Genomic DNA, 25236 nt, shown 5'->3' with positions numbered 1-25236 from the left:
TAACATAATTTATTTTGTAACTGTATTATATAACAGAGTTAATTGCAGTTCAATACTTTTTAGACTTTTTTAAAAATTTTTTTAGCTACTTTTTGTAACCTTTTTCTGCACGTATCGACTAACACATTGAAAGGGTAAAATAGCAAGGATTTAAGAAGGGAGCACTCATGAAACATTTATTATTTTTTATCACTATTGTAATGTTCAGCTTTATGGCATTAGCGGCTTGCGGTCAAGGGACAAGCCCTGATGAGGCCAACGAAGGTTCTGAAGTTGAAGAAACGACAAGTGAAGAAGCAACGGAAAGTACAGGAGAAGAAGCTGAAGAAGGAACTGCTGAAGGTGAAGAAGCTACTGAAGAAGAAACGGAAGACACTGAGGATGTAACAGAGGAAAGCACAGAAGAATCCACTGAAGAGTCTTCAAATGAAGCCGTTCAGGAAGAAGAAACGGAAGTCGACCCTGCTGCTGATCATGAAGACAATAATGAAAGCAGCACAGAAGACACCGTACCTGAAGAAGGACAAGAAGAAGCAGTAAATGAAGAAGAAACGGAAGCTGTAGAAGAAGAAGCTGTAGAAGAAGAAGGAGTAACCGAAACTGTTTCTCTTTATTTTTCTGACGATCAGTTAATGGAAATTTATCGCGAAGAGCATACAGTGGATGCAGAATCAGAGAGTGAACTTCCTCTGGCTGCATTGAGAAGCTGGGTTCAAGGACCTGAACATGAAAACCTTGTTTCTTTACTAGACGAAAATACAGAGGTACAGTCTGTCATCACAGAAAACGGGGTAGCTATTGTTTCTTTTAACTCGGCTTTCCTTGAGTCAAACCTTGGTTCAGGCGGAGAAATGGCTGTTATCAGCCAAATAACAGCCATTATGAAACAATTTGGATACAACCAGACTAAAATTCATATTAATGGCGAAGAACAAGAAACATTATTTGGACATTTGGATGGAAGCGAACCATTCTCTCATGAAGGCGAAGAATACAGTACGATAAATTAATGCCCAAGAGGGTGGCACAAAACTGTTTCACCTAAGCAAATAAGGCTCCAATTATCATCTTTTGATAATTGGAGCCTTATTTTTGTTCAAAACTGTTAGATTATCCGGCTGGGAGTTGTCCTTTATCAAGTTCACTATAATCAGGCAAACACGATTTCGTTTTTTTACCTGTACTTTGCCTCTCACGAGACGCCTGCGGAAAGAGCAAGAGCTAAAGCTCTGAAAAAGAAAAGAGGCTCTTTTCTTTTTCAGTTATTTAATAATAAGCACTGTACAAGGAGACGTGTGAAGCACCTTTTCACTTACACTCCCCAGAATAAATTGCTGAAGAGAATTTAACCCTCTGCTTCCTAGCACAATAAGATCACTCTTATTCGCTGCTGCAAAGGAAGTAATTCCCACGGCAGGATCCCCTCTTAGTATATGCTTTTTACAGCAAACTCCTGATTCTATTACTTCTTTTTCTAAATGTTTAAGCCTTTCCTCCTTAACTTTTGAAAGGCCCAGCCCTTTCCAGCCATCTGAAAAATCCACCTTCATATGTGATCCATCTACGACAAAAAGGAGGTCAACCTCACTTATAACTCCTTTTAAATTCAAAACATGAGTTATTGCTTTAATAGATAGCTCTGATCCATCAACACCTACCACAGCTTTCTTGAACATCGACTCCCCTCCTTGGTTACGAAAGGTTCGTTACCATTTTTACTTCATTCTATGTAAATAGCTTTAACCAAGGATTAAAAAAGGAAATTTTACTCTTTAAAACTAACATCTAGGTAATGTTTCAATTTCGTTACGTCTGTCATTTCTTTTTAAAAAACAGCCTTCAGCCCTTAAATGAAAAGATTCTCACCTTAGAAAATACACTATGGTTACTTTTTCCTGAAGATATATGACATACCTCTTGTTACTATACCCATAGTGAAAAAACACAAACAGGAGGTTTTTACCATGTTTAAAAAATTTAAAGGAATAAAAGTTGCTGTTTTTTCAGCAGCAGCATTTTTCACAATAGGAGCAGCTGCTCAAGCACAGTCTACTCATACTGTGGAGAACGATGAATCTTTATGGTCAATCGCAAAAGACTATGGTGTTGCTGTCGAAGAGTTAAAATCTTTAAACAACACAAGCAGTGCAGCTGTTAACCCAGGTGAGCAAATAACTGTTCCACAGAGCATCAGTGAAAATGAAAAAGATTTGCTGGCCCGTGTCGTGCACTCAGAAGCTAAAGGAGAGCCATACGCTGGAAAAGTGGCTGTTGCTACAGTTGTTCTTAACCGTGTGGAAAGCGATGAGTTCCCTAATACTATTAATGATGTAGTTTATGAAGTTTCTCCTACTGGCAACTATGCTTTTGAACCTGTTACAAACGGCTCAATTAATAACCCCGCTGACAGCGAAGCGAGAAAAGCTGTCCAGGAAGCTCTTGCGTTCGAAGGACAGGGAAATGGGTCTCTCTTCTTCTATAACCCGGCCACTGCATCTAACCACTGGATTGCTACCAGAGAAGAGACTATACAAATCGGAGACCACGTGTTTGCAAAATAAGTAATAAGAAGATAGCCTGGCGGAAGCCAGGCTTATTTTATAGGTTACATTTTTAAATCAAACGTTTGTTTAACATCTTATACAGCTTTACAATGCCTTGGATGCGATGGCCGGTCTTCTTTATTCCTTAATTTATTTATTGTGTGATAAGATAAACGTTAACGAGTTTATGATGGAACCAAAGGGGTGACGATGATGGATTATACACAAATGTGCCCTAAGTATGAATCAGCAGTAGACATCTTAGGCAAAAAATGGACAGCCCTCCTCATTCGCGTCCTTCTTGCGGGTCCAAGGCGCTTTAAAGAAATAAAGAGACAAATTCCTGATATGAGCGACCGGATCTTAACAGAACGCATGAAAGAACTGGAGGAGCATGGTATAGTAGAAAGAAGAGTTTTTCCCGAAAAACCTGTTCGAATAGAATATACATTGACAGAAAAAGGAGAATCCCTGGCTCCTGTAATTGAAGCCATACAAAACTGGGGAGAAAAATGGCTTTAATATTCGTTAGTTTTCAGTACTCTTACCATTAAGCCGCCTGCAGAATGTATAGAGAAAGGATTAGATATATGGGAGAGACGCATACCTTTTCACGGAAAGAAGAAATAGCTAACGCTGTTACCCACGGCATTGGCGTTGCTCTTAGCATTGCGGCCCTTGTGATTTTAGTTATTTTTGCCAGCTTTGAAGGAACAGCCTTACATGTAGTCAGTATGTCTGTATATGGTTCGACAATGCTGCTTTTATATGTTTCTTCTACACTTGTTCATAGCTTCCCTAAGGGAAAGGCTAAAGATATATTTGAAATTATGGATCACGCCTCCATCTATTTGTTTATTGCCGGGACCTACACTCCCTTTCTTTTTCACGTACTTGAGGGAGCCCTGAGCTGGGCACTGTTTGGAACGGTCTGGGGGATAGCCTTGGTTGGTGTAGTGTTTAAAGCTTTTTTTGTAAAAAGGTTTATTTTCCTTTCCACTCTTTTTTATGTATTGATGGGATGGATCATTGTCATTGCATGGATACCTCTCACAGAAGTGCTGCCGGGAGGCGGAGTTTTTCTGCTTGTATTAGGAGGGGCTTTTTATACCTTAGGTACCATCTTTTATGTTTGGAGAGGCTTTCCCTTTCACCATGCCGTATGGCACATTTTTGTGCTGGCAGGCTCGATTTCCCATTTCTTTGCTATATTCAGATATGTATTGCCTTTATAAAAAAGAGGCAGGGACCTAAATCCCTGCCTCTTTTCCTCTATTAAAATGAATCTTTAATAATCACATCATCTAAAATGAATCTTTAATAATCACATCATCTACAGGGAAACGAAAAGAAGGTCTTGGCTCTCCTGTGGCCTTTCCAACTGCAATTAACATGACCGGGATATAACGTTCTGGGATATTAAAGGTTTCAATCAGCTTCTCTTTATCAAAGCCTTCCATAGGAACAGTATCATATCCTTTTTCTTTTGCTGCAAGCATAAGCTGCATAGATGCAAGAGAGCCATTAATTAACGCTGCATCACGGTTATAGCCCTCTCTCTCGTATGCCCCATGTATGCTTGTCACAATTTTTTCTTTAATTTCTTCAGTCATAGCTCCTTGTTTTAAGGCTTCTCCAAACACCACGTCAGCGTTTTTGTTAGCTTCTTTGTCCCCGAGAACTGCAATGGTGACAGAGCCATTGACTACTTGCTGCTGGTTATAGGCAATCGGAAGAAGCTCTTGTTTCTTTTCTTCTGATTGAAAAACAAGGAACTTCCAATGCTGCAGGTTCCAGGAAGAAGGAGCTTCTGCAGCCGCTTCAATAATTTCACGCAACGTTTCTTCAGACATTTTATGCTCAGGGTCGAATTTCCGTACTGAATGTCTTTCTTTCATGGTTTCAATAACACTCATGTTGAGTCTCTCCTTTCAGATGTTTAGCTTGCTCTATGATTGCATTAACATGCGTATTCTGCAACTAATATGCTCATAGAAAAAGAAAACTCTCTTCACCACCCCTATGCCTTAATTTAATATCGTCTAAACGGAAAAAAACAGCAGTCCTCAAAGGACTGCTGTAGTATTATAAGAAAGGCTTTATTAACGAGTGACAAACATTTGTGTCCAATAATGGCCGTAGCTGCCGCCTTCAACGTGCCCCACTCCAATGTGGGTAAAGTCTGCTCTTAAGATATTTTCCCGATGTCCTTGGGAATTCATCCAGCCATCAACAACTTGTTGCGGAGTCCTTTGCCCTGCTGCAATATTTTCACCTGCTCCACGGTAATCTATCCCTTGTGAGCTCATCATGTCAAATGGACTTCCGTAATTAGGGCTGTTGTGAGAAAAGTATCCAGCATCTCTCATGTCTGCTGATTTTAACCTGGCTACGTCAGATAACTCGCTGTAGGATTCTAAAGGCGCTAATCCCCTTTGAGTCCTTTCCTCATTCGTTAAACGAATAACCTCTTGTTCAAACTCACTTTCAGACTGTGCTTGCTGCTGAACAGTAGGCTGTGCAGCTTGTCCACTTTGTCCTGGCAGCTGAATCACTTGGTTAGCATAGATCATATTAGCATTTTCAATGCTTGGATTTGCTTCAAGCAACTCATTGTAGTCAACACCATACTGCTGTGAAATATTCCACAACGTTTCTCCCGGGTTAACCGTATGTGTATCCTGGTCTTGAGCCGCTGCCGCGGTAGGGATAGCTACTAAAATAGTTAATGCTAGTAATATTTTTTTCATAATCCTTGCACCTCCGCTATTCATTATGCCATAGATTGATAGAGAAGAAAGGGAGGGGTAAAATTTCCCAAAGAGTAAGTTTTGCCATTACATATGGGATTTTCTAAGTTTTTTTCATCTATTACAATTTAGTTATACTTACGTAACAATTTTTAAATTTGTTACACAGAAGTTAAGTACAAAAAAAGACTGGAGGATGCCCCCCAGCCTTTTTGAAAAGGAAACGAAAGGCTTAGCCTTCCATTCCGTCATCTTCCATACCGCCATCGTCTTCCATGCCGCCGCCATCGTCCATGCCGCCGTCATCTTCAACGTCCCCGCATGCACCTAGGACACCGACTGCTAGTACGCCTGTTAATAAAGAATAAAGTAGTTTTTTACTCATCATAAAATCCTCCTTTAGTCGTTTGGGCTGATCTTATGTTGCGATCTTTTCCCTTGCCTATACAATACCACAGGGCACTGTTTCTTAAAGGTGTTCTACTCAGTTTTTACAGTTTTATAGAATCCTCACATATTTAATTATACTTTTCACATTATTCACTATAATTTAATTGTTCTATCTCTTCTTCATTCTTGCATTTCATTTTGTATCTGTCTCTTTCCAGCCTGTAAATCTGGCGGCGAATAGCATTCCAGTCATCCATCGCCAGGGATAAGCTTCTCAAATCCACAACGAGCTGATCTACCTCTTCTTTAGAAACATCCTCTCCTTCAAGCACCTTGCTTCTCAGCTCATAAATACGATCTTCAATTTTTTGCGAAGAGTCATCCCATGAAAAGTAAAGGTGACGCTCCTCTACCCCCTCGGCTAAAATGCCCATTACTACCATAACTTGTTTCTCAGGACCTATAATTGATATATCAGTGGAGTGAAGAATGACTTCAATTTTTTCCCCTTCTAATTCCCCACGTACGATCTTCATGTTTTTCGCCATTTTTTTCTTAAAGATGTGTTCCTGTACCCAAATTAAAGCAAGAAAGGGTACCCACAAATACTTTGGGGGATCAACTGGATAAACTTCTACCTCATTCTCTGTAAGCAGTTCTTGAACTTTTTCAAACACCAAGTCATATTTATCTTTCTTTATCATGATGGCAAAGTGTTTGAGTGAGCGTAAATTTATAATCTGAGGAAATCTGATTAATGGAACAATAATAATTAAGCATAATGCGAGCACACCGATTAAAAAAGCATAAGGATACCCCATTAGAAGCTGTTTAACAGAAATTTTTTCATGCTTCCGGTTTTCAACCCTGCATGTAATCGCGCCTGCAGTTATCGGCAAAAATATAAATAGAGCAAGATTTATCCAAAAAACAATGGTTTCATTCTCTGGAGCAAACGGGATGATCATCTGGGCAAGTTCCGGAACAGCAACCCCCACTGCTATAAAGATCCAATATAATGAAATAAGCCCAACTAAACTTACTTTTGAGTCATCCTTGGAAGGCACCCTTCCAAAGAATGTAGCTGTAGCCATGCTGAATATTTTACTCAACGTTTTAGCTGAAACAATAAGTACAAATCTGAACAACAGATTCTCCTCCCTTCTTCCATTTGTAATTTCCCTGTCTTAGTCTCTTGTAACCTTAAGCTGTAAAGAATGACAAAGGTTTGTATGGTAACACCGTTTCCATTGCACTCTAAAACCAGGATGGATACACTAATATCTAGATATTAGGTGCATACCATCTGCCATTCTTAATATTGTGGTATGATAGATACTGTGTTTTCTGCTTCTTATACGTCTATTTACCCACACATCAATCCATGGGTAACGCAATCACCATTCATATAGATTAGGCTAAAATCTAATACATTTGGGGGAACTTCAATGGGAGATAACAAAAGCTCAGCATTGCACTTGTTAAGTGATCTTATAAATGAAAATCGCCATGATTTATGCAAAAAAATGGAAGAAAAACTTACAGAAAGCTCTCTTTATTTTCCTGAGGAAGAAGAGAAAGATCTGTACGTAGAGGAACGAGGCAGCTTTTTTTCCATGATTGGTAATGCAATGACTTCTGAGGAAACAGCGGAACCAAAGAAAAAGATTGAAGAATGGGCCGTACAAACAGCCTACAAATCAATCGATAACAATGTTGATTTAAATCAGGCTCTCTTAATCATGCCAATGTACCGTGATGTGCTAGAGGAATTAATAAAAGAACAAAGTACGAAACAGGGATTATCTATCGATACAGCATTTTCCCTCTACAAAAAGGTGAATCACTTCCTGGATTATGCCATTCATGCCTTCAGCTATACTTTTGTGGCACACCACATTAAAGCTCTTGAACTGGCTAAGCAAGAAATGCAGGAAATATCTGTCCCTGTTGTCCCGATAAAAAAAGGAGTCGCTGTCCTTCCTATTATTGGTGATATGGATGATGAACGTTCAGAGTACTTGCAAAGCAAAACATTAGACCGGGCAGCAGAGCTCAGTCTCAGCTATATTATTATTGACCTTTCCGGAATTAATACTATTAACACCTGGTTCGCCCAGCATCTGCTTAATTTGATCCATTCATTGCAGCTCTTAGGGATTGATACAAGCATTACGGGGATGAGACCGGAGCTTTCGCAAACTATTGTTCACTTAGGCATCACTTTTAAAGGTGTACCCACATACCTCACTCTTGAACAAGCACTCAGTCAAAGTCCTTATATGAAATAAGAATGAGTAACCAAGGCACACTCTAAAGGAGAGTGCTTTGGTTATTTTTTCAGGGAATGATTGAGTCTGTTCTGTGAATCCATTATGATAAAGAAGTCAGAAATTCAATGTTTGCCTTTATGGTCCTATAGAAAGGAAGCTATATATGAGTAAGTTAAGTAATGAAATTTTGTCTCGGAAGACATTTGCCATCATATCACACCCTGATGCAGGGAAAACCACGTTAACAGAAAAGCTTCTTTATTTTGGGGGAGCCATTCGTGAAGCCGGTACCGTAAAAGGAAGAAAGAACTCCCGGCATGCGACCAGTGACTGGATGGAGATCGAGAAACAACGAGGAATTTCTGTCACAAGCTCAGTGATGGAATTTCTATATGAAGGGCACCAGGTTAATATACTGGACACACCAGGCCATGAAGATTTCAGTGAAGATACGTACCGTACCTTGACTGCTGCAGATTCTGCGACCATGCTGATTGACTCGGCTAAAGGAGTAGAAGCCCAAACGAAAAAACTGTTTAAAGTATGTAAAATGCGCGGCATTCCTATTTTTACCTTTATAAATAAATTAGACCGGCATGGCCGGGATCCATTTGACTTAATGGAAGAAATTGAAGAGCTCCTCGGTATCCGCTCTTATCCAATGAACTGGCCTATCGGTATGGGACAGGATTTCCAGGGCATTTATGATAGACACAATAAAAAGATCGAGTTTTTTAATCCAGAAGACCCTTCACAGGTTGAGGTAAAAGAAGTGAGCGGACCTGAAGATCCCGTTCTCGCTGATCTTATCGACAGCCAGCTTCTTGAGCAGTTCCGAGAAGAGATGGAGCTTCTTGACGTAGCAGGAGATCCCTTTGAGCAAGAAAAGATCAAAACGGGTGAACTCACCCCCGTCTTTTTCGGAAGCGCTATTTCTAACTTCGGCGTCCAAAACTTTCTGGAGCATTTTCTAACTATGGCCCCGGCTCCCGTTGGCCGTCATAGCGATAAGGGTCTTGTTGATCCGGTTAATAAACATTTTTCAGGGTTTATCTTTAAAATTCAGGCTAACATGAACCCTAACCACCGGGACAGAATTGCCTTTTTGAGAATTACTTCTGGAAAATATGAACGAGGCATGACTGTGAATCATGTGCGCTTAAACAAATCTTTGCGTCTCGCTCAGCCCACCCAGTTTCTGGCACAGGACAGAAGCATTGTGGAAGAAGCTTATGCTGGCGATATTATTGGCTTGTTTGACCCTGGTACTTTCAGAATTGGGGACACCCTTGTTGAAAAAGACTCTTTTTCTTTTGAAGAGATGCCTCATTTTTCACCCGAACATTTTGCTGCCATATCAGTTAAGGATGCGATGAAGCATAAGTCTTTTGAAAAAGGTATACATCAGCTGACAGAAGAAGGAGCTGTACAGCTTTTTCAAACGTACAACAAAATTCCAGAACAACAAATTGTCGGTGTAGTAGGGGTTCTTCAGTTTGAAGTGCTTGAGTACCGCCTGAAAAACGAATACAAGTCTGAAATCCGGCTGGATCGTTTACCGTTCTCTATCGCCCGCTGGGTAGACGGCGATGAAAAAGAACTAGAAGTATTTAAGAAGAAACAGCGGAACCTTGCCCTTGATAGAGATCAAAGAATTGTGGCACTCTTTGAAAACGAATTTCAAATGAACACGACAAGAGATAAGTATCCTAATTTGGTCTTCTCTGAAAACTCCTATATGAAACAATAAAGAAAGACGAGGTCTGTCTCACAGGAGGCACCTCGTCTTTTTGTATATATGAGTTTAGATGGTCCTTGGCTTTTTAATGTCTGTGCTCCTTTCGTATCTTTTAAAAGAGAATTGAATTTATCTGCTTTCGCTCCCTTCTAGCTCCTGCATTGCCTGCCGGGATCGCTTGAGTCTTTTTAACAGGAATGGAAGCAGGGACACTAATACAATAAGACCAAACCCAATAAATATAATGGTGAAATCCCCGCTTACGAGACCTGCACCAAGAAATGTATAAGCAAAAGCACCTGGTATGATCCCAAGGGCAGTCGCAGCAAGGTAGGATAAGAAACGAATCTTCGACACCCCTGCAACATAGCTGACCAGATCAAAGTTCAGTACAGGAATTAGCCTAAGCGTAAGCAAGTAGAGAAAACCATGCTCTTTCAATTCTTCCTGTATGACTTTTGCACGTCCTGACCACTCTTTACCAGCAATATTTTTCCCAAAAAGCCTGGCCACAAAAAAGGATAATGCTGCACCTCCAATTGCTCCTGCCATATTCAACATAACCCCAAGCCATGGACCAAACGCCAGTCCTCCTGCCATAGACATCACCGAAGCTGGAAAGAGCACTAAAGGACGCAGCGTGTATAGAAGAATGTATATGAGGGGAGCCCAAAAACCAAAGGATAAAACCCAACCTTGAATGGCACTCGGGTTGACCTGTATCACAGATACGTTTAACCAGGCCAGAAATATAATGAGGATGAGAAGGACTCCAAGCTTGATTATTGTTTTTTTGTTCATAGAACTATACTCCTTGTCTTCACATTACCTTCACTTCCCTTTTCCCGTTCTTTTTCCTCGTTAACCTTTTCAGCCTTTTCATGTAAAACATATCTACATTAAATTATCTAAATTTTCTTTCTATTTGTTCCACCTGAAACATTTTACTTTTTATTGGAAAAGCATCTTCAATTATTCGAGTTTTTTCGTCCTACGCGGTATGATAGATAATGGGTTATGAGTGGTAAAGCATCGTTATTGTTTCTGCTTTCAGATTTAACAAGAGACCTGACAGGGTTCTTATTACATTTGACAGCTGACGTGCTGAACGTTACAACTAAGTAAGTAAATTTCTTCAAAAAACCGAGGTGACCAACATGAGTATCGTAGCTATTGATATGGACGGGACATTACTTAATTCTAATGGAAAGATTTCAGCAGCCAATGCTGAGGCATTAAAGAAGTTAAAAAATAACGGATATAAAGTCGTGATTGCGACAGGTAGAGATGTAGATGAAGTAAAAAGGCTGACGGGAAATGCAAATGTGCAACCCGACGGCATCGTTTCTATAAACGGGGCAGTCGTGGAATGGCAGGACAAGATTCTCCGCGAAGCAACAATGCAAACGAAAGATGCTGCCGACCTTCTTGAATGGCTTGAAAACAAAGGCTATTACTATCATGCATACACACAGGAAGGTATTCATGCTTCTGCCCAGGGTAAAGAATTTTATGAAAATGACATCAAGGAATTTACGAAGAATAAGGAAGACGCAGAAGTCATTAGTGAAAGAATACGACAAAAAGCTGATGAGCAGATTAAAGACCTTGTTATTAAAGACATGCCATCTCCAGAGGAGTTAAAATCGAATCACTACAAGGTTTATAAGTTCTTAGTCGTTTCACTCCTTGAAGAAAAACTGCATCAGGCTCGTAAAGTATGGTCAGGTAGAGAGGAAATTTCAATCACTTCTTCCGGTCGCGACAATATTGAGATTATGCATCCGGACATTCAAAAAGGGAAAGGGCTGCTGTCTGTTCTTGAACATCTCCATATTGACGCCGAAAATAGCTTTGCCATTGGAGACAATTATAACGACCTTCCCATGTTCAACCTGGTTGGAACCAGTATTGCGATGGGAAATGCTGAAGATGATGTGAAAAAAGTCGCTACTCACGAGACTGCTCATCATGATGAAGACGGGGTGGCCCAAGCAGTTTATGACATCATTTTAAAATAACTTTTCCTCTTTTCTTTTTTCCCTGTTATAATTACCTGGGCCCCTAATATAATAATGGTAAATCTCCATCAAACACGTGGAGGAGTCAGAAAGAACAGTTGTGATCTCCCGCCTCTTACGCCTATTTTTGGCATTCTCTCAAGCAGTAAAGAGCAGCTTTTTAGAGCTGTATTGAATAAAAAACAGGACTGTCACTGTTCACGGGAAACAAATAAAGTCGGCAGCGTCTCGGCCTTCTGGCAATGGATATGCTCCATTGCCTTTTTTAGTGACAAATGTTTCAAGCTTGGGGAAAAAATTTGAATAGAAAGGAATTTGCGTAATGACAGAACCATCCTTTATCTCCTTGATTCCGCCCCTTCTTACCCTTCTTATGATTATAATAACGCGAAGAGTTATTTTATCTTTAGGTGCCGGGATTGTCATAGGAGGTCTTATTTTAAACGACTGGAGTGTTGTCTCCACCATTGATCAAATAACAGAAACTGCAGTCTCTCTTTTTTACGTTGACGGCGCTGTGAATGACTGGGAATTTTTCATCATGCTATTCTTGCTTTTTCTCGGCATGATGGCCGCTCTTATTACTTTTTCAGGCGGCAGCCGTGCGTTTGGGGAATGGGCTCTTTCCAAAGTAAAAACAAGAATAGGCGCCCAGCTCGCTACATTGGTATTTGGTATTCTTGTATTCATTGATGATTATTTTAATAGTTTAACCGTGGGACAGGTGAGCAGGCCTCTTACCGACAGACATAAAGTGTCACGAGCAAAGCTTGCCTATATCGTTGATTCAGCTGCTGCTCCTATATGTGTGATTGCTCCACTGTCAAGCTGGGGTGCCTACATCATAACGATTATTGCTGGAATCTTAGCTGATCATGGTCTGGGGCAGTATGGAGCTCTTGAAGCATTTATTTATATGATCCCAATGAATTTCTACGCCTTGACGGCCATCCTGTTTGTTTTTCTGGTTATTGTATGGAAGCTTAATTTCGGGCCTATGCGTACACATGAATCAAAAGCTATCCAAAAAGGTGTATTGTTCGATTCCTCCAGAGGAGCGATCCCCGGAGACCACAAAACAGATATTAATGAAGGAAAAGGCTCAGTCATAGACTTACTTCTGCCGATCGCGGTGTTAATTGTGAGTACAGTGGTATTCATGATTATTACTGGAATACAAGGAACAGAAGGAGAAGCAACCGCTCTTACTGTCTTTGCTGAAACTGATGTAGCATCCTCCCTGGTCTACGGCGGACTGATAGGACTGGGTACGGCTCTCCTTTTAACTGTAAGAAAAAAACCATCTGTAAAAGGAGTACTATCAACTTTAGGAAAAGGCATTCAATCGATGCTTCCTGCGATTTATATCTTAATATTTGCCTGGACAATGGTTACTGTTATTGATGGTTTAGGAACTGGAGAATATTTAGCCGGAGTTCTAGATGGTACGGTTCCTGCGTACTGGCTGCCAGCTCTGCTCTTTCTTTTGGCAGGATTTATGGCTTTTTCTACCGGGACATCCTGGGGCACATTCATTTTACTCCTTCCAATAGCGGGAGAAATTGCGGCAGCCCTTGATATCACAATGATGCTTCCTGTTCTTGCAGCAGTGTTAGCAGGTGCCATTTTTGGAGATCATTGCTCTCCTATTTCAGATACGACCATTCTTTCCTCTACCGGTGCAGGCAGCCATCACATCGATCATGTATTGACCCAGCTACCTTATGCCTTAGTCGTAGCGGCAGTATCCTTTTTAGGCTATTTAGTGCTCGGGCTTACAGGAAGCACTTTACTAGGTCTTACTGTATCTATTGTTCTCCTTATTCTCGCCGCTCTTATGTTGCGCGGGTTTATAAAGCCTATAGAATCAGGGTCAGAATCTTCTATTTAACAGGAAAGATGAAATTAATAAAAGCAAGCTGCCCTATCCTTTAAAGAAATCAAAGGACAGGGCAGCTTTTTTTAAGCCTGCAAATGAGTGATGTTTTCACCTTTCACTTGCAGATTGTGACTCTCTGCAATTCACAGTTTTCTCTTTCCAGTTTAGGGGCATACTTATTATAGAAGAAAGTTAATGTCTTGAGAGAAAGGATTTTGAAAATGGATGTACTTGTGATAATTCTGGCTATCATTGTACTCGCTGTTTATTTCTCACCGTTTATCTTTTCAAGCTTACAGGCGTCCTTTCCCTTTTTCAATTCCTTCATGAAAGTTAAGTACACTACAATTTTTGCGATTATAGCTGTCATGTTCGGACTTTATATGGATCCATTCCCAGTCCAGACCGTCTTTCTTGGAATGATTGCAGGAAGCTTTATGGATTTTTTATTACGAGATTAGAGGAGAGAGGAGAAAGGTGCCTGGCACCTTTCTGATGTGTAACATAATAAAATGCACTTTCCCTTTGCACTAGGGACTTCAGCAATAGTAATGTTACAAACCAAGAAGGTGCCAGGCACCTAAATAAAATCCCCCTTGGTGATAAGGGGGATTTTATTTATTTTACAATCATTACCGGACTTTGCACCCTTTTCGCTACTTTATGGCTGACACTGCCAAGCACCATGCTTTGAAGCTTGTTTAAGCCCCGGCTTCCTATAACTACACAATCATAGTTTCCTTCATTCGCAAACTCTACAATGCTAGGTCCTGGTTCTCCATGCTTTAAATGTATATCATAAGAAACGTTTTCTTCTTCAAACATTTCAATGATAGGTTTTAAACGTTCTTTTCGCTTTTTTTCGATTACAGCTGTATCGCCGAAGTGAATGACCTCAGATTTTGCTTTTTCCCCGTCTATTACATAAATGATATCAATGTGACTGTCTTTTTGACCAGCTCTTATACCCAAAGCGTGTCTGGCTGAACGTACCGCATTTTCTGAGCCGTCTGCAGCCAAAAGGATTTTTTTGTACATAACTGATCTCCCCCTTTTAGTATTATTATATATGAAAAAAGTGCGCATTACTGCGCACTTTTCCCTTAATGACCTGATGATAACCCTTCAAGCCTTTTCATAAGGTTTGAACTCTCCTGGTTCAAGCCGGTAAAACTGACTTCAACGTTATTTTGCTCATACTTTGCTCTTACTTTTTCCAAAGCCTCTACGGCGGAGTCATCCCATACGTGGGCTTTTGATAAATCAAGCTCCACTTTCTTCACATTCTCCTGGTAATCAAACCCTTTTGTAAAGTCAGTTACTGATGCAAAGAACAGTTGACCGTCTATGTGGTAGATCTTCTTCTCTTCTGCTCTTATAAAATGCTCGGTTACTTTTACTTTGGAAATCTTTGCGGCAAAGAAAATCGCACTTAACATTACGCCGGCAAATACTCCTTGCGAGAGGTCATGAGTGACCACTACTGTTCCCACTGTTACCAGCATAACTGCCGAGTCAGTCTTTGGAATTTTAGGTAGCATCCTAATGGATCCCCAGTCAAATGTACTGATTGACACCATAATCATGACACCTGCCAAAGCAGCCATTGGAATTTGGACAACCAGATTACCAAGGACTATAATCAAGAACATGAGAAATACACCGGCAACCAAAGCGGATAATCTTCCCCTGCCTCCTGACTTCACATTAATAACAGATTGTCCAATCATGGCACATCCTGCCATCCCGCCAAAGAAACCTGTCACTACATTAGCGTAGCCCTGTCCTCTGCTTTCTTTGTTTTTATTGCTGTCTGTATCTGTCATGTCATCAACAATCGTTGCTGTGAGCAAAGACTCTAACAAACCAACAACCGCAAGAGCCAGCGAGTAAGGAAGAATAATCATTAATGTTTCCATATTTAAAGGAATAGAGGGAATCAAAAAGACTGGCAATGTATCAGGCAAGGCCCCCATGTCTCCAACAGTCCGGACACCTGCATTCATAAAAACAGCAATAGCTGTCACAACCACAATGGCAACTAATGTAGATGGTACCGCTGACGTAACCTTCGGGAGCAGATAAATAATGGCAAGCGTTAAAGCAACCAATGCATACATAACCCATGTTTCTCCCACAAAATGCTCTAATTGTGCCATAAATATTAAGATGGCAAGAGCATTCACAAATCCCACGATCACAGACCTTGGGATAAACTTCATAAAGACGGCCAGCTTAAACACGCCAAATAATATTTGGATGATTCCCGTAAGAATGGTAGCAGCAAGCAAATATTGAAGCCCATGATCCGCTACAAGTGTAATCATTAACAATGCCATAGCTCCCGTAGCAGCTGATATCATGCCTGGGCGTCCACCAACAAAAGCAATCACCACTGCTATACTAAAAGAAGCGTATAACCCTACCATCGGATCTACTCCTGCAATGATAGAAAAAGCGATCGCCTCTGGTATAAGGGCCAAAGCCACCACAATTCCTGCAAGAACATCCCCTTTGACATTCCCAAACCACTCTTCTTTCATTTTTGCTGTATTCACTTTTTTGTTTCGCACCTCTTTCTAATTTTTTACTCATTTGCATGGATGCAATTAGAAAGATTATTTTTTTAACCAGCCACTCACATAACAGAGTACCGTTCTATTCCATTTAAAATCTGCTAATTTCAGCTAGGTTATCCGTCCGTTTCCCTTTCTTTTAACATCTTGTGCGCAGAGTATTTCATCTAAGATTCTTGTCCCTAACAAGAATCGGCGTTGTGAACAAAAGGAGTGTAGCATATTTACATCTATATCGAAAATATCATGTAAGCGCATAACATAATTACTTTTTTCTTATTTTCTCTTTTATTCTCTCTTATATGAGGACCATTACAGTTGTTAATAAAATTTCTCATTATTGTTTCAATCTTACCTTAAACGGGTATAAGTCACTCGTTACTTATGATTGATTAAAAAGGAGTTTTTTCATATGAAACGTTCTTTCATTGCTATGTCTTCCTTAGCCCTTGTGCTGGCTGCTTGCGGAGAGGGAGAAGATAACGGTGCAACAGAAGGAGATACAGAACAAGAAATATCTGAAGATGTCCAAACAGAAGAAACAGACCAGGAGGAGCCAGAGGAAACAGGCGATGTAGATGACGATGAGCAAACAGAATCACCTGATGATGAAGAAGAGGAAAATGGGGACGAAGAAACAACCGACGACACTAACGATGCAAACGGTGACGAGGAGGAAGCATCTGAAGATGAATCCCTGCTTGATCGTGGCATAGAAGAGTTCGATCTGGACATTGAATTTACTGATGGCAGCGAATGGGAATATGAATATGAAGAAAATGGAGATACAGAGGGCGAAATCGAAAAAGAAAATGGTGAGGAAGAAGAACAAGAAGGAGAGCAAGCCATCTCAGAACTAGAAGACCTTCTTGGCAGCCTTTATATTAATGAAGATATGTCTGATGATGAAATTATTGATGCAGTCCTGGAAGAACTTGATATCAGCCGTGACGAAATCGATGAATTTGAGCTTGAAATCGAGTTTCAAGATGGGACGAATCTTGAAGTAGAATTAGAACAATAAGCATGTAAATATGGATAAAGAGTCTGGCTCCGAGCCAGACTCTTTTTTATGCTCATTTCTCACCATTCCACTCCAGGTAAAACTGTTCGAGAAAATTTACCATAAACAAGTGTCTCTCTTCGCCCATTTCTTTTCCATAATTTGTATTCAATTTCTCTTTTAACAGGAGCAGCTTTTCATAAAAATGATTGACTGCCGAGCTTTGCCTTTTTTCGTATTCTTCTTTTGACATTGCTTCCTGAGGCTGCTCACCTGGGACGTATATAGGATGGCCATGGGCTCCTGAAAAAGCAAAGGTCCTGGCAATACCAAGAGCACCAATCGCATCAAGACGGTCTGCATCCTGAACAACCTTCCCTTCAATGGTTGTCATTGGAGGGTTGTGGCCTCCCCTGAAAGACATCGTTGAAATAATTTCTAAAACATGATCTCTTTCTTCTTTACGAACTTGCTTGTCATCCAGCCAATCTGCCACTTTTTGAATCCCTTTCGCTTCTGTCTCATTGAATTTTGAGTCCGCCATATCATGAAGCAGAGCCGCCAGCTCACAGACAAAAAGGTCAGCCTTTTCTTCCCGGGCTATTGTCTTTGCCAGCTCAACCACTCTGTATGTATGCCACCAATCATGTCCGCTTGCCTCTTCTTCAAAAAAATCTCTTACCCACTCCTGCGCCTGCTTTACTATTTCTTCAGTCTGCATAAATACCACCTGTCTTTTCCTTAGCCTGAATTTACTACTCTTTTATTATGTGGATTTTCTCAGAAAAGGTAAAGAACCTGGAAACCATTCTCCTCCCGTAAGGAACTCTCGGTTTCCAGAACAAATCTATTTGGCAGATAAACTTAAAAGCTTCCATAGCAAGGCTATGGAAGCTTTTAAGTTAAATCACTGCCGTAAAGGGCTGAACTTTCACTGCTGAAGTTTTGAACCCGGGCATTCTGCACTGAGGATCCAATTCCCTAGGAATTAAGTTATTTACATTCTGTGACTCGGCCCAGTGAAAGGGAACAAATACTGTATCTTCCCTAATATCTGTAGACCATTTACTTCTTACAACGATTTCTCCTCGCTTTGAAGTAATTTTGACAAGACTGTTGTCTTCAATCTCATACTTTCTTGCTGTGGAAGGGTGTATTTCAATAAATGATTCAAAGAACCTGGCATTCAACGCAGATGTTTTTCGTGTTTGCACCCCTGTTAAATAATGGGCCATTACCCGCCCTGTCGTTAAGTACACTGGAAATTCCTCAGAAGGTTCTTCCTTTTGAATGGAAGGCTCGTTTGAAACAGGCATCATTGCTGCTCTTCCATCAGCATGGTGAAACCTCTCTTCAAATAACCTGCTTGTTCCCTCATGAGTTGTATCAGGGCAAGGCCACAGGATTCCTTCCTTTTCCTTAATGCGCTCATAGGTCATGCCATAATAGTCAGCCATGCCGCCACGCGAAGCTACGCGAAGTTCATTAAAAATGTCTTCCACTGTTTCGTAAGTGAAATATTCTTCCTTTCCCATCACCCTGGCTACTTCACATAAAATCTTCCAGTCATGTTTCGCTTCTCCGGGAATTCTTCGCTGCCCTTCTCTGTGCATCACTCTTCCTTCCATATTAGTCAAGGTACCTTCATTTTCAAGATAAGATGTTGGGGGAAGAATCAAGTCAGCTAACTCAGCTGTTTCCGAAATAAACATATCAACCGCGACTAGATATTTCAGCTTTTTCAGGCCATTTTTGACTAATGTTGCGTTAGGGTTGGATACAATCGGGTTAGAGGCCATGAGAAACATCCCGGTTATTTCCCCTTGATGCACTTTTTCCATCATTTCATAGGCAGAAACCCCTTTTCCAGGGATATCTGTGTCCTTCACTCCCCAGACCTCGGCAATGTATTGACGGTGATCCGGGTTTTCAATGGAACGATAACCTGGCAGCTGGTCTGATTTCTGGCCGTGTTCTCTTCCCCCTTGTCCGTTCGCCTGGCCGGTAATAGCTCCGTATCCACAGTTTGGCTTCCCAATTTTTCCTGTAACGAGAAGAATGTTGAGAAAATTACGTACAGCCATATGTCCATCCGTCTGCTGTTCTACCCCTCTTGCTGTAAAAATAGTGCCTGTTGCAGCCTTACCAAATTTCATTGCCGCCTTTTGGATTTCGGCTTCAGCTACACCTGTGGACTGACTAATTTCCTCTAACGAGAAAGAAGCCACATGCTCCTGTACCTCGTCAAACCCATTGGTTCGTTCATCTATGAAACTTTCATCGATGAGGTTTTCTTCTATTAAAACTTTTAAAATACCATTGGAAAGAGCAGCATCCTTGCCAGGTTTTACTTTCAAATGTAAGTCAGCCATTTTAGTCGTTCCTGTTTCTCTTGGATCAATGGCTATTATATAAGCACCATTTGCTTTGGCTTCTTCAAAGTACGGCATAATCGTAGGCTGGCAGTCAGCAATATTTGTGCCTGCTAAGATAATAACTTCAGACTCTGGAATTTCTGAGAGAGTGTTGGTGAGGCCCCTGTCAATCCCAAATACCTTCGCCCCTGCTGAGGCAGCCGAGGACATGCAAAACCGGCCGTTATAATCAATATATTTTGTTTGTAGGCCAATGCGGGCAAATTTACCAAGTAAATATGCGGACTCGTTGGTTAAAGACCCTCCGCCATAGACAGAAAGGGCATCCATTCCATCCTCTCTTTGTATCTCTGTGAAATTCTCTTTGATAAGGTGTAAAGCTTTGTCCCAGGAGATTCGATGAAACTGTCCATCTTCTCCCTTTGCCATAGGATAAGTAATACGATCCTTGTGCACAGCATGGTGGTGGGCATTGAGTCCTTTAATACAGACTCTTCCTTGCGTAGTTGGGTTATCAAGCCCCTGGGCTGAGTATTTCTTTCTAGTAACTACAGTCTGCTCTACCAGTTGAATCTTACATTGCATGCTGCAAAAAGGGCACTGAGTGTTGTACACTTTTTCAGATTGAACCTTTTGTTCTTTTTCTCTAAAATACTTCAGCAATAAATCAGTCATGGAAACTCCTTCCTCCTAAGCGAACCTTCTCATTCTTAGCTGGTAACCTCTAGTCCATACTTTTTCTCAATCCTGACATTTCTATCATGATCCAATCGCTCAAGCAGATGATCTTGAAGCTCACTATCAAAGAGAACTTCACGCAAATGTATCTCTGTAATTCTCTGTGCCCATTCGCCCACCGTTTCTCTGAAATTACCCGTTTCCCGGTAATACTGGATAAGGGATAAAGTGAGGATCATAGCGTCTTCACTCGTCTCTGCTACTGAAAGAAGCTCTCCTGTCTGTGGCTCGCCTTTTGTCGTTCCTCCGATGTACACTTCCCATCCTCTGTTCATTGGAACAAGCCCGATATCCTGAAGCTTGGCATCAGCGCAGTCTTTCATACAGGAAGACACACTAACCTTAACTGTTGACGGTGTGTTTAAATACTCCAGTTCTCTTTCGATTTCTACAGCAAGCCTGGTTCCCTGCTCTTTTTCACAGTCGCACACATGAGGACTGTGACTTGTCTGAACAGGGTTAATTTTACAGGCACCTGAAGGGGTTAATTCTTTATTAAGTTCTTCATAAATACTCGCCAGATCACTTTCTCTAACTCCCTGTATATGCAGTCTCTGATCTTCTCCAATAGCCACCTCATGCAGGTTATACGCTTCTGCAAGATCGGCTAACAGTCGGAGCTGTTGCGGATTTGTAAGCCCTCCATAGATCTTTGGGGTAATTGTGTAAGTCCCGTTTTGCTGTTTAAAGGCATGCTCCTTTTCAGAAAACGTATGTTGTGCCTGATAGTTTTCATCAATCATTCCCAGGTAATAATGCAATGCAGGAACACAGTCTGCACAGCCATCCTTACTCTCCCATGAAAGTGTTTCAATAACCCCCTGCACACTTCTAAGGTTTTTTACCTGTATTTGCTGAACGACTTCTTCTTCTGTTAAGGAAGTACAAGAGCACATTGTTTTTCTTTCAATCTTTTCGTTAAAATCATCACTTTGGATGTACTCAAGAAGGTCTGCCACAAAAGGCTGGCAGCTTCCGCAGGATGTAGAGGCCTTGGTGCATTCTTTTACTTCGCCTAATGTAGCGCAGTTATTTTCCTGGACCTTTTCTATGATTGTACCTTTGGATACGTTATTACAATTACAGATGAGTTCTGTTTGTTCCATAGAAGCTACGGGACTGGTGCCTCCAGAAGCATCTTGGAGGAACGCTTTCTTATCTTCGTCTGACAGCTCCTTTTTCTGCAGTATCATGCCAAGAAGCTTGCTGCCCATGGAAATATCTCCGTAAAGAACAGCTCCTACAATGATTTCATCTTTAAAGAAGATTTTTTTATAGATGCTTTCCAACCCATCGTACATTTGCAAAGTAGTTGTTTCTGTATCTTCAGTGATTTGCCCGGCTGAAAACACATCCACCCCCGCTATTTTCAATTGTGTAGAAACAACTGAGCCTTTGTAGCCGTCACTCTGTTGTTCACATAGATTTCCAGCCAATACTTTCCCTTGTTCGTACAAGGGTTTTACGAGACCATAGGTCCGGCTTCGATGCTCGGCACACTCTCCAACTGCATATATGTTCGGTGTGTTTGTCTCTAAATAGTCATTTACTAAAATGGCTCGATTAGTATCAATTCCACTTGCGTTTGCTAATGCTATATTTGGCTTTACCCCCGCCGCCATGACAACAAGATCAGCCTCTATCTTTTCCCCATCCTCAAACTGCAATCCAGTTACGTGGTCTTCACCTAAAAATTCTTTGGTGTTTTTGGAAAGATAAAATTTCATACCCTGACTTTCAAGCTCTCTTTGAAGCATCTCGCCGGCCATTCTATCCAACTGATTATTCATCAAGTAGTCATCACGGTGGACCACTGCTACTTCCATCCCTCTATTAAGCAGCCCTTTGGCAGCCTCCAGCCCAAGAAGTCCTCCCCCTATCACCACTGCTTTGTTTACTGTTTTAGAAGCTTTTATCATTTGCTCACAATCCTCTATTGTTCGAAAAGAAATAATTCCTTCCTTTTCAACACCAGGCAAAGGAAGTATAAAAGGTACTGAACCAGTAGCCAGGATCAGTCTGTCATAATCAACTTCACGCCCTTTGTCCGTTACGATCATCTTGTTTTCACTGTCAATCTGCAGTACCTTTTCTCCTGTATAAAGCGTGATATTATTATCCTGATACCACTGCCAATCATTTAAGGTAATCTCTTCTACTGTGGAACTGCCTTGCAGAAGAGAGGAGAGCATGATGCGGTTATAGTTTATATGTGGTTCACTTCCGAAAATAGTAATCTCGTATTTCTCATTGTCTATCTTAAGTAATTCCTCGATACAGTGTAAGCCTGCCATTCCGTTTCCTACGAGAACTAACTTATTCTTGCCCATGGTGTACCTCCAACAAATTTATAATAATAAAGGAAAGACTGAGACAGGTTGCAATGACTAGAATATGCTTCTTATCTACTTGTTTATGGGGAAAAAAATACAGGCTGCCTTTACATTTCCAAATCGAATAGGGCAGCTGCTCTTTAAAGATTTGATAATAAAAGTTGTGAAACACAGAAAAAATAGTATAGTTCTTATATTTCCAAACTTTTCCCAAACCTTCAACAATTACGTTAGAAAACTTAACATACTTTTTTCTCAAGTGAACATTCTATGTTCTTCTATCTGACACCAAGGAATGTTACTATCGTTTTATGCAAAAGAAGTATCACACATATATTGATCCAGGAAAGGTGGCTGACCAAATGAGTGATTTTTCTCATTGGAATAAAGAGGGCAGACCAAAGATGGTTGATATCTCTCATAAAGAAGAAACGAAGCGGACAGCTCTCGCCCAAAGTACAGTATCTATTTCCGAAGAGCTGTATGAAAAGATTCAAAAGGGCGGAATAAAAAAAGGGGATCCCTTGCAAGTTGCTCAAGTAGCAGGAATCATGGCAGCAAAAAACACACCGGACCTTATTCCGATGTGCCATACTATATTGCTGCAGGGAACTGATTTCACCTTTGAATATCAACAAACTGAGCAAGGGTATGATTTACTTATTACTGCTGAAGTAACATGCAAAGGTAATACTGGAGTAGAAATGGAAGCCTTAACTGCCGTATCTGTTGCAGCCCTTACGTTTTATGACATGTGTAAGGCTGTGGATAAATCAATGATTATTAAAGAGACACATTTGGTGGAAAAAAAAGGGGGAAAGAGCGGAGATTTCTATCATCCGAACCGTTCGTAAAACACTGGCAAAACACTTCAGCTGTGCAGGATACTGGGTGTGTTTTGCCTTTCTTTGTCTTTGATTTCCTTCCACTCGTCCTCGAGCATGCTCATTTCCACCAAAGTCCAGTATTCATTTTCAAACCTTCGAAAATCTCTTTTTCTTCCTTCCTCAATAAATCCTATCTTTTTATAACAAACTAGCGCCTGTTCATTAAAATCCCACACTCCGAGACTGATTCTATGTAGGCCCAGACGATCAAATCCAAAGTGAATCGCTTCTTTGATTACTTGTGTTCCGTATCCTAAACCTCGGTACTTTTCATCTATAATAACCTTACCTATTCTCGCTGATCTGTTGTAGCGATTGACAGCACCAATCGATATGTGGCCAATCACTTCGCGGGTATTATTTTGAATGATTTTAAACACATAGCGAGTACTGTCTGTTTGATTTGCCTTACTTATATATTCCATCAGCTGCTCTTTTGTAAGGGGATAGGAAAAAGTAGGCCCTGCCCACTGCATGAGAAAGCGTGGAGAACAGGCCCATTTCATTACTATTTCAATATCATCCTTACCGAAATACTCCATTGTTATCATCCACTTGTTACCCCCTTTGCTTCATACGCGAAGAATGATATAAGTCTTCTGTTGAAAAAAGCATAGTCCACTCTCCTAAATCCTTGCCATCAATGGTAATGGTGTGTCTTCTTATAGATTTGGGTTCAAGCTTTTCGTAAAAAGGCATGTTAGGATTATCCACAAGGGCACGAATAATGAGTTCCTTCCAATTCCTTTCCAAAAACGCTTCAGACATAGAAGACACTAAACGCTTTCCTACCCCTTGTTTTTGACATTCCTCATACAAATAAAGGGCAAATAATTCTCCATCAGTCTCTTCCTCTTTGGGAGCAGGTCCTCCCAGAGCAAAGCCTATAATCCTATTATCCTTCATACTGACCGCTACTCTTCCGATGTTCTGTGCTAAAGGGAATTCTTTAATGAGACGTTTCCACCAGTCCGTTCTCTCTTCAAGATGTAAGGCATCTAAATAAGAGGCAGGAATGATTCCTTTATAGGTGGTTTTCCAGCTATCTATATGAACTTTTGCAATTTCTTTCTCATCACCTGGTTTCATTGGTCTTATCTCATAGCTCTCCATCCCATTCCATCCTCTCTGCAGGGTTTCTTTAACCACACATACCATATGATTTTCTATTATAAACCTTGAAACCCTGGTTGACTAAAAATCTCCTCGCCTGTCAAAAAGTAATGGCAGAGATACTCCGGTCGTTTACAACAAAAAAAAGAACACCGAAAGCACATTTGCTCGCAGCATTCCTTGGTTTGTAGTTATAGTTTTATATAGTAAAAGATTTGGAAAGGAGCAGACTGGGGTCCCGCTTTCCGGCAGGTCCCACCTACCCCTTTTTCCTGACTTTTAGATATACAGATATACAGAGTCGTCATCAACATCTACTTTGTACGTTTGCACGCAGCCTTCATCAGGTCCTTGAACCATTCCGTCATTAACACATACTTTCCAATCATGAAGGGGACAAAATACATTTTCACCGCTGACTATACCTTGAGATAAAGGACCGCCTTTATGGGGACAGCTGTTTTCTATGGCTTTGATTTTTCCGCTCTTTAGCTTAAAGAGAGCGATGGAATGGCCTTCAATTACCACTTCTTTCCCAATACCTTCAACCACTTCGGATACATCTGCCACCTTCAGTTTGTTCACTTCTCCTACCTTGCTCATTATCTGTCCCCTCC

At 40.8% G+C, this 25236-nt stretch carries 25 protein-coding genes; 11 read left to right on the top strand and 14 right to left on the bottom strand.

Annotated features, from left to right (window positions below):
* The first annotated feature begins 167 nt into the window (after positions 1-167).
* Positions 168-1010 (top strand): GerMN domain-containing protein, encoded by an 843-nt coding sequence (locus tag ACFPU1_RS14760; RefSeq protein ID WP_385942578.1) that lies wholly within the window; start codon positions 168-170, stop codon positions 1008-1010.
* 252 nt (positions 1011-1262) lie between these two features.
* On the opposite strand, the gene ACFPU1_RS14755 is transcribed toward ACFPU1_RS14760, so the two are convergent.
* The gene (locus tag ACFPU1_RS14755; RefSeq protein WP_385942577.1) at positions 1263-1676 is read right to left on the bottom strand and encodes a universal stress protein; all 414 of its coding nucleotides are present in this window, start codon (positions 1674-1676) and stop codon (positions 1263-1265) included.
* Between the two features lie 288 nt (positions 1677-1964).
* On the opposite strand from ACFPU1_RS14755, the gene ACFPU1_RS14750 reads away from it, so the two are divergent.
* From ACFPU1_RS14750 to trhA, 3 genes are all read left to right on the top strand, one after another.
* On the top strand, positions 1965-2561 hold the full coding sequence (locus ACFPU1_RS14750) for a cell wall hydrolase (RefSeq protein ID WP_385942575.1): 597 nt from the start codon (positions 1965-1967) through the stop codon (positions 2559-2561).
* 195 nt (positions 2562-2756) lie between these two features.
* Positions 2757-3065, top strand: coding sequence for a winged helix-turn-helix transcriptional regulator (locus ACFPU1_RS14745; RefSeq protein ID WP_385942573.1), 309 nt, complete (start codon positions 2757-2759; stop codon positions 3063-3065).
* Between the two features lie 68 nt (positions 3066-3133).
* Positions 3134-3778: a PAQR family membrane homeostasis protein TrhA gene (gene trhA, locus ACFPU1_RS14740; protein WP_385942571.1), complete on the top strand. Its 645-nt coding sequence runs from the start codon at positions 3134-3136 to the stop codon at positions 3776-3778.
* Between the two features lie 69 nt (positions 3779-3847).
* On the opposite strand, the gene ACFPU1_RS14735 is transcribed toward trhA, so the two are convergent.
* From ACFPU1_RS14735 to ACFPU1_RS14720, 4 genes are all read right to left on the bottom strand, one after another.
* Positions 3848-4459 carry a nitroreductase family protein gene (locus ACFPU1_RS14735; protein ID WP_385942569.1) on the bottom strand — a complete coding sequence of 204 codons (612 nt, stop codon included), beginning with the start codon at positions 4457-4459 and terminating at the stop codon, positions 3848-3850.
* Between the two features lie 186 nt (positions 4460-4645).
* Complete coding sequence (locus ACFPU1_RS14730) at positions 4646-5293, bottom strand: CAP domain-containing protein (RefSeq protein ID WP_385942567.1); 648 nt, start codon at positions 5291-5293, stop codon at positions 4646-4648.
* A gap of 232 nt (positions 5294-5525) precedes the next feature.
* Positions 5526-5678 (bottom strand): hypothetical protein, encoded by a 153-nt coding sequence (locus ACFPU1_RS14725; RefSeq protein ID WP_198509004.1) that lies wholly within the window; start codon positions 5676-5678, stop codon positions 5526-5528.
* A 151-nt stretch (positions 5679-5829) separates the two neighbouring features.
* A complete protein-coding gene (locus ACFPU1_RS14720) occupies positions 5830-6831 on the bottom strand; it encodes a hypothetical protein (RefSeq protein WP_385942564.1) in 1002 nt (333 codons plus the stop codon).
* A gap of 300 nt (positions 6832-7131) precedes the next feature.
* Here ACFPU1_RS14720 and ACFPU1_RS14715 point away from each other — a divergent pair, with 300 nt between their 5' ends.
* Together ACFPU1_RS14715 and ACFPU1_RS14710 are read left to right on the top strand one after the other, a co-directional pair.
* Positions 7132-7974 carry an STAS domain-containing protein gene (locus ACFPU1_RS14715; protein WP_385942562.1) on the top strand — a complete coding sequence of 281 codons (843 nt, stop codon included), beginning with the start codon at positions 7132-7134 and terminating at the stop codon, positions 7972-7974.
* A gap of 145 nt (positions 7975-8119) precedes the next feature.
* Complete coding sequence (locus tag ACFPU1_RS14710) at positions 8120-9706, top strand: peptide chain release factor 3 (protein WP_385942559.1); 1587 nt, start codon at positions 8120-8122, stop codon at positions 9704-9706.
* Positions 9707-9823: 117 nt separating this feature from the next.
* On the opposite strand, the gene ACFPU1_RS14705 is transcribed toward ACFPU1_RS14710, so the two are convergent.
* Entirely contained in the window at positions 9824-10495 is a 672-nt protein-coding gene (locus tag ACFPU1_RS14705) for a TVP38/TMEM64 family protein (protein ID WP_385942557.1), read from the bottom strand.
* Positions 10496-10851: 356 nt separating this feature from the next.
* Here ACFPU1_RS14705 and ACFPU1_RS14700 point away from each other — a divergent pair, with 356 nt between their 5' ends.
* The 3 genes from ACFPU1_RS14700 to ACFPU1_RS14690 all read left to right on the top strand — a co-directional run bounded on the left by ACFPU1_RS14700 (position 10852) and on the right by ACFPU1_RS14690 (position 14055).
* Positions 10852-11715, top strand: a complete 864-nt coding sequence (locus ACFPU1_RS14700; protein ID WP_385942555.1) for a Cof-type HAD-IIB family hydrolase — start codon at positions 10852-10854, stop codon at positions 11713-11715.
* Between the two features lie 322 nt (positions 11716-12037).
* Positions 12038-13606 (top strand): Na+/H+ antiporter NhaC family protein, encoded by a 1569-nt coding sequence (locus ACFPU1_RS14695; protein WP_385942553.1) that lies wholly within the window; start codon positions 12038-12040, stop codon positions 13604-13606.
* A 209-nt stretch (positions 13607-13815) separates the two neighbouring features.
* Positions 13816-14055, top strand: coding sequence for a hypothetical protein (locus tag ACFPU1_RS14690; protein ID WP_100400692.1), 240 nt, complete (start codon positions 13816-13818; stop codon positions 14053-14055).
* Between the two features lie 157 nt (positions 14056-14212).
* Here the strand turns inward: ACFPU1_RS14690 and ACFPU1_RS14685 are convergent, their stop codons facing one another.
* Both ACFPU1_RS14685 and ACFPU1_RS14680 read right to left on the bottom strand, forming a co-directional pair.
* Positions 14213-14632 carry a universal stress protein gene (locus ACFPU1_RS14685; RefSeq protein ID WP_385942550.1) on the bottom strand — a complete coding sequence of 140 codons (420 nt, stop codon included), beginning with the start codon at positions 14630-14632 and terminating at the stop codon, positions 14213-14215.
* A 65-nt stretch (positions 14633-14697) separates the two neighbouring features.
* Positions 14698-16137, bottom strand: a complete 1440-nt coding sequence (locus ACFPU1_RS14680) for a SulP family inorganic anion transporter (RefSeq protein ID WP_385942611.1) — start codon at positions 16135-16137, stop codon at positions 14698-14700.
* 445 nt (positions 16138-16582) lie between these two features.
* Here ACFPU1_RS14680 and ACFPU1_RS14675 point away from each other — a divergent pair, with 445 nt between their 5' ends.
* Positions 16583-17194 carry a YusW family protein gene (locus ACFPU1_RS14675; protein ID WP_385942549.1) on the top strand — a complete coding sequence of 204 codons (612 nt, stop codon included), beginning with the start codon at positions 16583-16585 and terminating at the stop codon, positions 17192-17194.
* Between the two features lie 52 nt (positions 17195-17246).
* Here the strand turns inward: ACFPU1_RS14675 and ACFPU1_RS14670 are convergent, their stop codons facing one another.
* The 3 genes from ACFPU1_RS14670 to nirB form a co-directional block, all read right to left on the bottom strand.
* On the bottom strand, positions 17247-17894 hold the full coding sequence (locus ACFPU1_RS14670; RefSeq protein ID WP_083465425.1) for an HD domain-containing protein: 648 nt from the start codon (positions 17892-17894) through the stop codon (positions 17247-17249).
* A 181-nt stretch (positions 17895-18075) separates the two neighbouring features.
* Positions 18076-20223: an assimilatory nitrate reductase catalytic subunit NasC gene (gene nasC, locus ACFPU1_RS14665; RefSeq protein WP_385942546.1), complete on the bottom strand. Its 2148-nt coding sequence runs from the start codon at positions 20221-20223 to the stop codon at positions 18076-18078.
* A gap of 35 nt (positions 20224-20258) precedes the next feature.
* On the bottom strand, positions 20259-22616 hold the full coding sequence (nirB, locus tag ACFPU1_RS14660) for a nitrite reductase large subunit NirB (protein WP_385942544.1): 2358 nt from the start codon (positions 22614-22616) through the stop codon (positions 20259-20261).
* A gap of 365 nt (positions 22617-22981) precedes the next feature.
* Here nirB and moaC point away from each other — a divergent pair, with 365 nt between their 5' ends.
* A complete protein-coding gene (gene moaC / locus ACFPU1_RS14655) occupies positions 22982-23473 on the top strand; it encodes a cyclic pyranopterin monophosphate synthase MoaC (RefSeq protein WP_385942542.1) in 492 nt (163 codons plus the stop codon).
* Positions 23474-23490: 17 nt separating this feature from the next.
* On the opposite strand, the gene ACFPU1_RS14650 is transcribed toward moaC, so the two are convergent.
* The 3 genes from ACFPU1_RS14650 to nirD all read right to left on the bottom strand — a co-directional run bounded on the left by ACFPU1_RS14650 (position 23491) and on the right by nirD (position 25222).
* Positions 23491-24057, bottom strand: a complete 567-nt coding sequence (locus ACFPU1_RS14650; protein ID WP_385942540.1) for a GNAT family N-acetyltransferase — start codon at positions 24055-24057, stop codon at positions 23491-23493.
* A gap of 7 nt (positions 24058-24064) precedes the next feature.
* Complete coding sequence (locus ACFPU1_RS14645) at positions 24065-24619, bottom strand: GNAT family N-acetyltransferase (protein WP_385942538.1); 555 nt, start codon at positions 24617-24619, stop codon at positions 24065-24067.
* A 279-nt stretch (positions 24620-24898) separates the two neighbouring features.
* On the bottom strand, positions 24899-25222 hold the full coding sequence (nirD, locus tag ACFPU1_RS14640) for a nitrite reductase small subunit NirD (protein WP_157049859.1): 324 nt from the start codon (positions 25220-25222) through the stop codon (positions 24899-24901).
* Positions 25223-25236 lie beyond the last annotated feature (14 nt).

Source organism: Thalassorhabdus alkalitolerans, assembly GCF_042656525.1.
GTDB classification, from domain to species: Bacteria; Bacillota; Bacilli; order Bacillales; family Marinococcaceae; genus Thalassorhabdus; species Thalassorhabdus alkalitolerans.
This window is presented reverse-complemented; position numbering and strand designations above follow the sequence as displayed.

Excerpts from the sequence above, each read along its gene's own strand:
- ACFPU1_RS14745 (WP_385942573.1), top strand. The coding sequence starts at position 2,757 with ATGGATTATACACAAATGTGCCCTAAGTATGAATCAGCAGTAGACATC.
- ACFPU1_RS14680 (WP_385942611.1), bottom strand. The coding sequence starts at position 16,137 with ATGAAAGAAGAGTGGTTTGGGAATGTCAAAGGGGATGTTCTTGCAGGA.
- nasC (WP_385942546.1), bottom strand. The coding sequence starts at position 20,223 with ATGACTGATTTATTGCTGAAGTATTTTAGAGAAAAAGAACAAAAGGTT.
- ACFPU1_RS14645 (WP_385942538.1), bottom strand. The coding sequence starts at position 24,619 with ATGGAGAGCTATGAGATAAGACCAATGAAACCAGGTGATGAGAAAGAA.
- nirD (WP_157049859.1), bottom strand. The coding sequence starts at position 25,222 with ATGAGCAAGGTAGGAGAAGTGAACAAACTGAAGGTGGCAGATGTATCC.
- ACFPU1_RS14710 (WP_385942559.1), top strand. The coding sequence starts at position 8,120 with ATGAGTAAGTTAAGTAATGAAATTTTGTCTCGGAAGACATTTGCCATC.
- ACFPU1_RS14750 (WP_385942575.1), top strand. The coding sequence starts at position 1,965 with ATGTTTAAAAAATTTAAAGGAATAAAAGTTGCTGTTTTTTCAGCAGCA.
- ACFPU1_RS14715 (WP_385942562.1), top strand. The coding sequence starts at position 7,132 with ATGGGAGATAACAAAAGCTCAGCATTGCACTTGTTAAGTGATCTTATA.
- moaC (WP_385942542.1), top strand. The coding sequence starts at position 22,982 with ATGAGTGATTTTTCTCATTGGAATAAAGAGGGCAGACCAAAGATGGTT.
- ACFPU1_RS14690 (WP_100400692.1), top strand. The coding sequence starts at position 13,816 with ATGGATGTACTTGTGATAATTCTGGCTATCATTGTACTCGCTGTTTAT.
- ACFPU1_RS14760 (WP_385942578.1), top strand. The coding sequence starts at position 168 with ATGAAACATTTATTATTTTTTATCACTATTGTAATGTTCAGCTTTATG.
- ACFPU1_RS14725 (WP_198509004.1), bottom strand. The coding sequence starts at position 5,678 with ATGAGTAAAAAACTACTTTATTCTTTATTAACAGGCGTACTAGCAGTC.
- ACFPU1_RS14755 (WP_385942577.1), bottom strand. The coding sequence starts at position 1,676 with ATGTTCAAGAAAGCTGTGGTAGGTGTTGATGGATCAGAGCTATCTATT.
- ACFPU1_RS14695 (WP_385942553.1), top strand. The coding sequence starts at position 12,038 with ATGACAGAACCATCCTTTATCTCCTTGATTCCGCCCCTTCTTACCCTT.
- ACFPU1_RS14675 (WP_385942549.1), top strand. The coding sequence starts at position 16,583 with ATGAAACGTTCTTTCATTGCTATGTCTTCCTTAGCCCTTGTGCTGGCT.
- ACFPU1_RS14700 (WP_385942555.1), top strand. The coding sequence starts at position 10,852 with ATGAGTATCGTAGCTATTGATATGGACGGGACATTACTTAATTCTAAT.
- ACFPU1_RS14685 (WP_385942550.1), bottom strand. The coding sequence starts at position 14,632 with ATGTACAAAAAAATCCTTTTGGCTGCAGACGGCTCAGAAAATGCGGTA.
- trhA (WP_385942571.1), top strand. The coding sequence starts at position 3,134 with ATGGGAGAGACGCATACCTTTTCACGGAAAGAAGAAATAGCTAACGCT.
- nirB (WP_385942544.1), bottom strand. The coding sequence starts at position 22,616 with ATGGGCAAGAATAAGTTAGTTCTCGTAGGAAACGGAATGGCAGGCTTA.
- ACFPU1_RS14730 (WP_385942567.1), bottom strand. The coding sequence starts at position 5,293 with ATGAAAAAAATATTACTAGCATTAACTATTTTAGTAGCTATCCCTACC.
- ACFPU1_RS14705 (WP_385942557.1), bottom strand. The coding sequence starts at position 10,495 with ATGAACAAAAAAACAATAATCAAGCTTGGAGTCCTTCTCATCCTCATT.
- ACFPU1_RS14735 (WP_385942569.1), bottom strand. The coding sequence starts at position 4,459 with ATGAGTGTTATTGAAACCATGAAAGAAAGACATTCAGTACGGAAATTC.
- ACFPU1_RS14670 (WP_083465425.1), bottom strand. The coding sequence starts at position 17,894 with ATGCAGACTGAAGAAATAGTAAAGCAGGCGCAGGAGTGGGTAAGAGAT.
- ACFPU1_RS14650 (WP_385942540.1), bottom strand. The coding sequence starts at position 24,057 with ATGATAACAATGGAGTATTTCGGTAAGGATGATATTGAAATAGTAATG.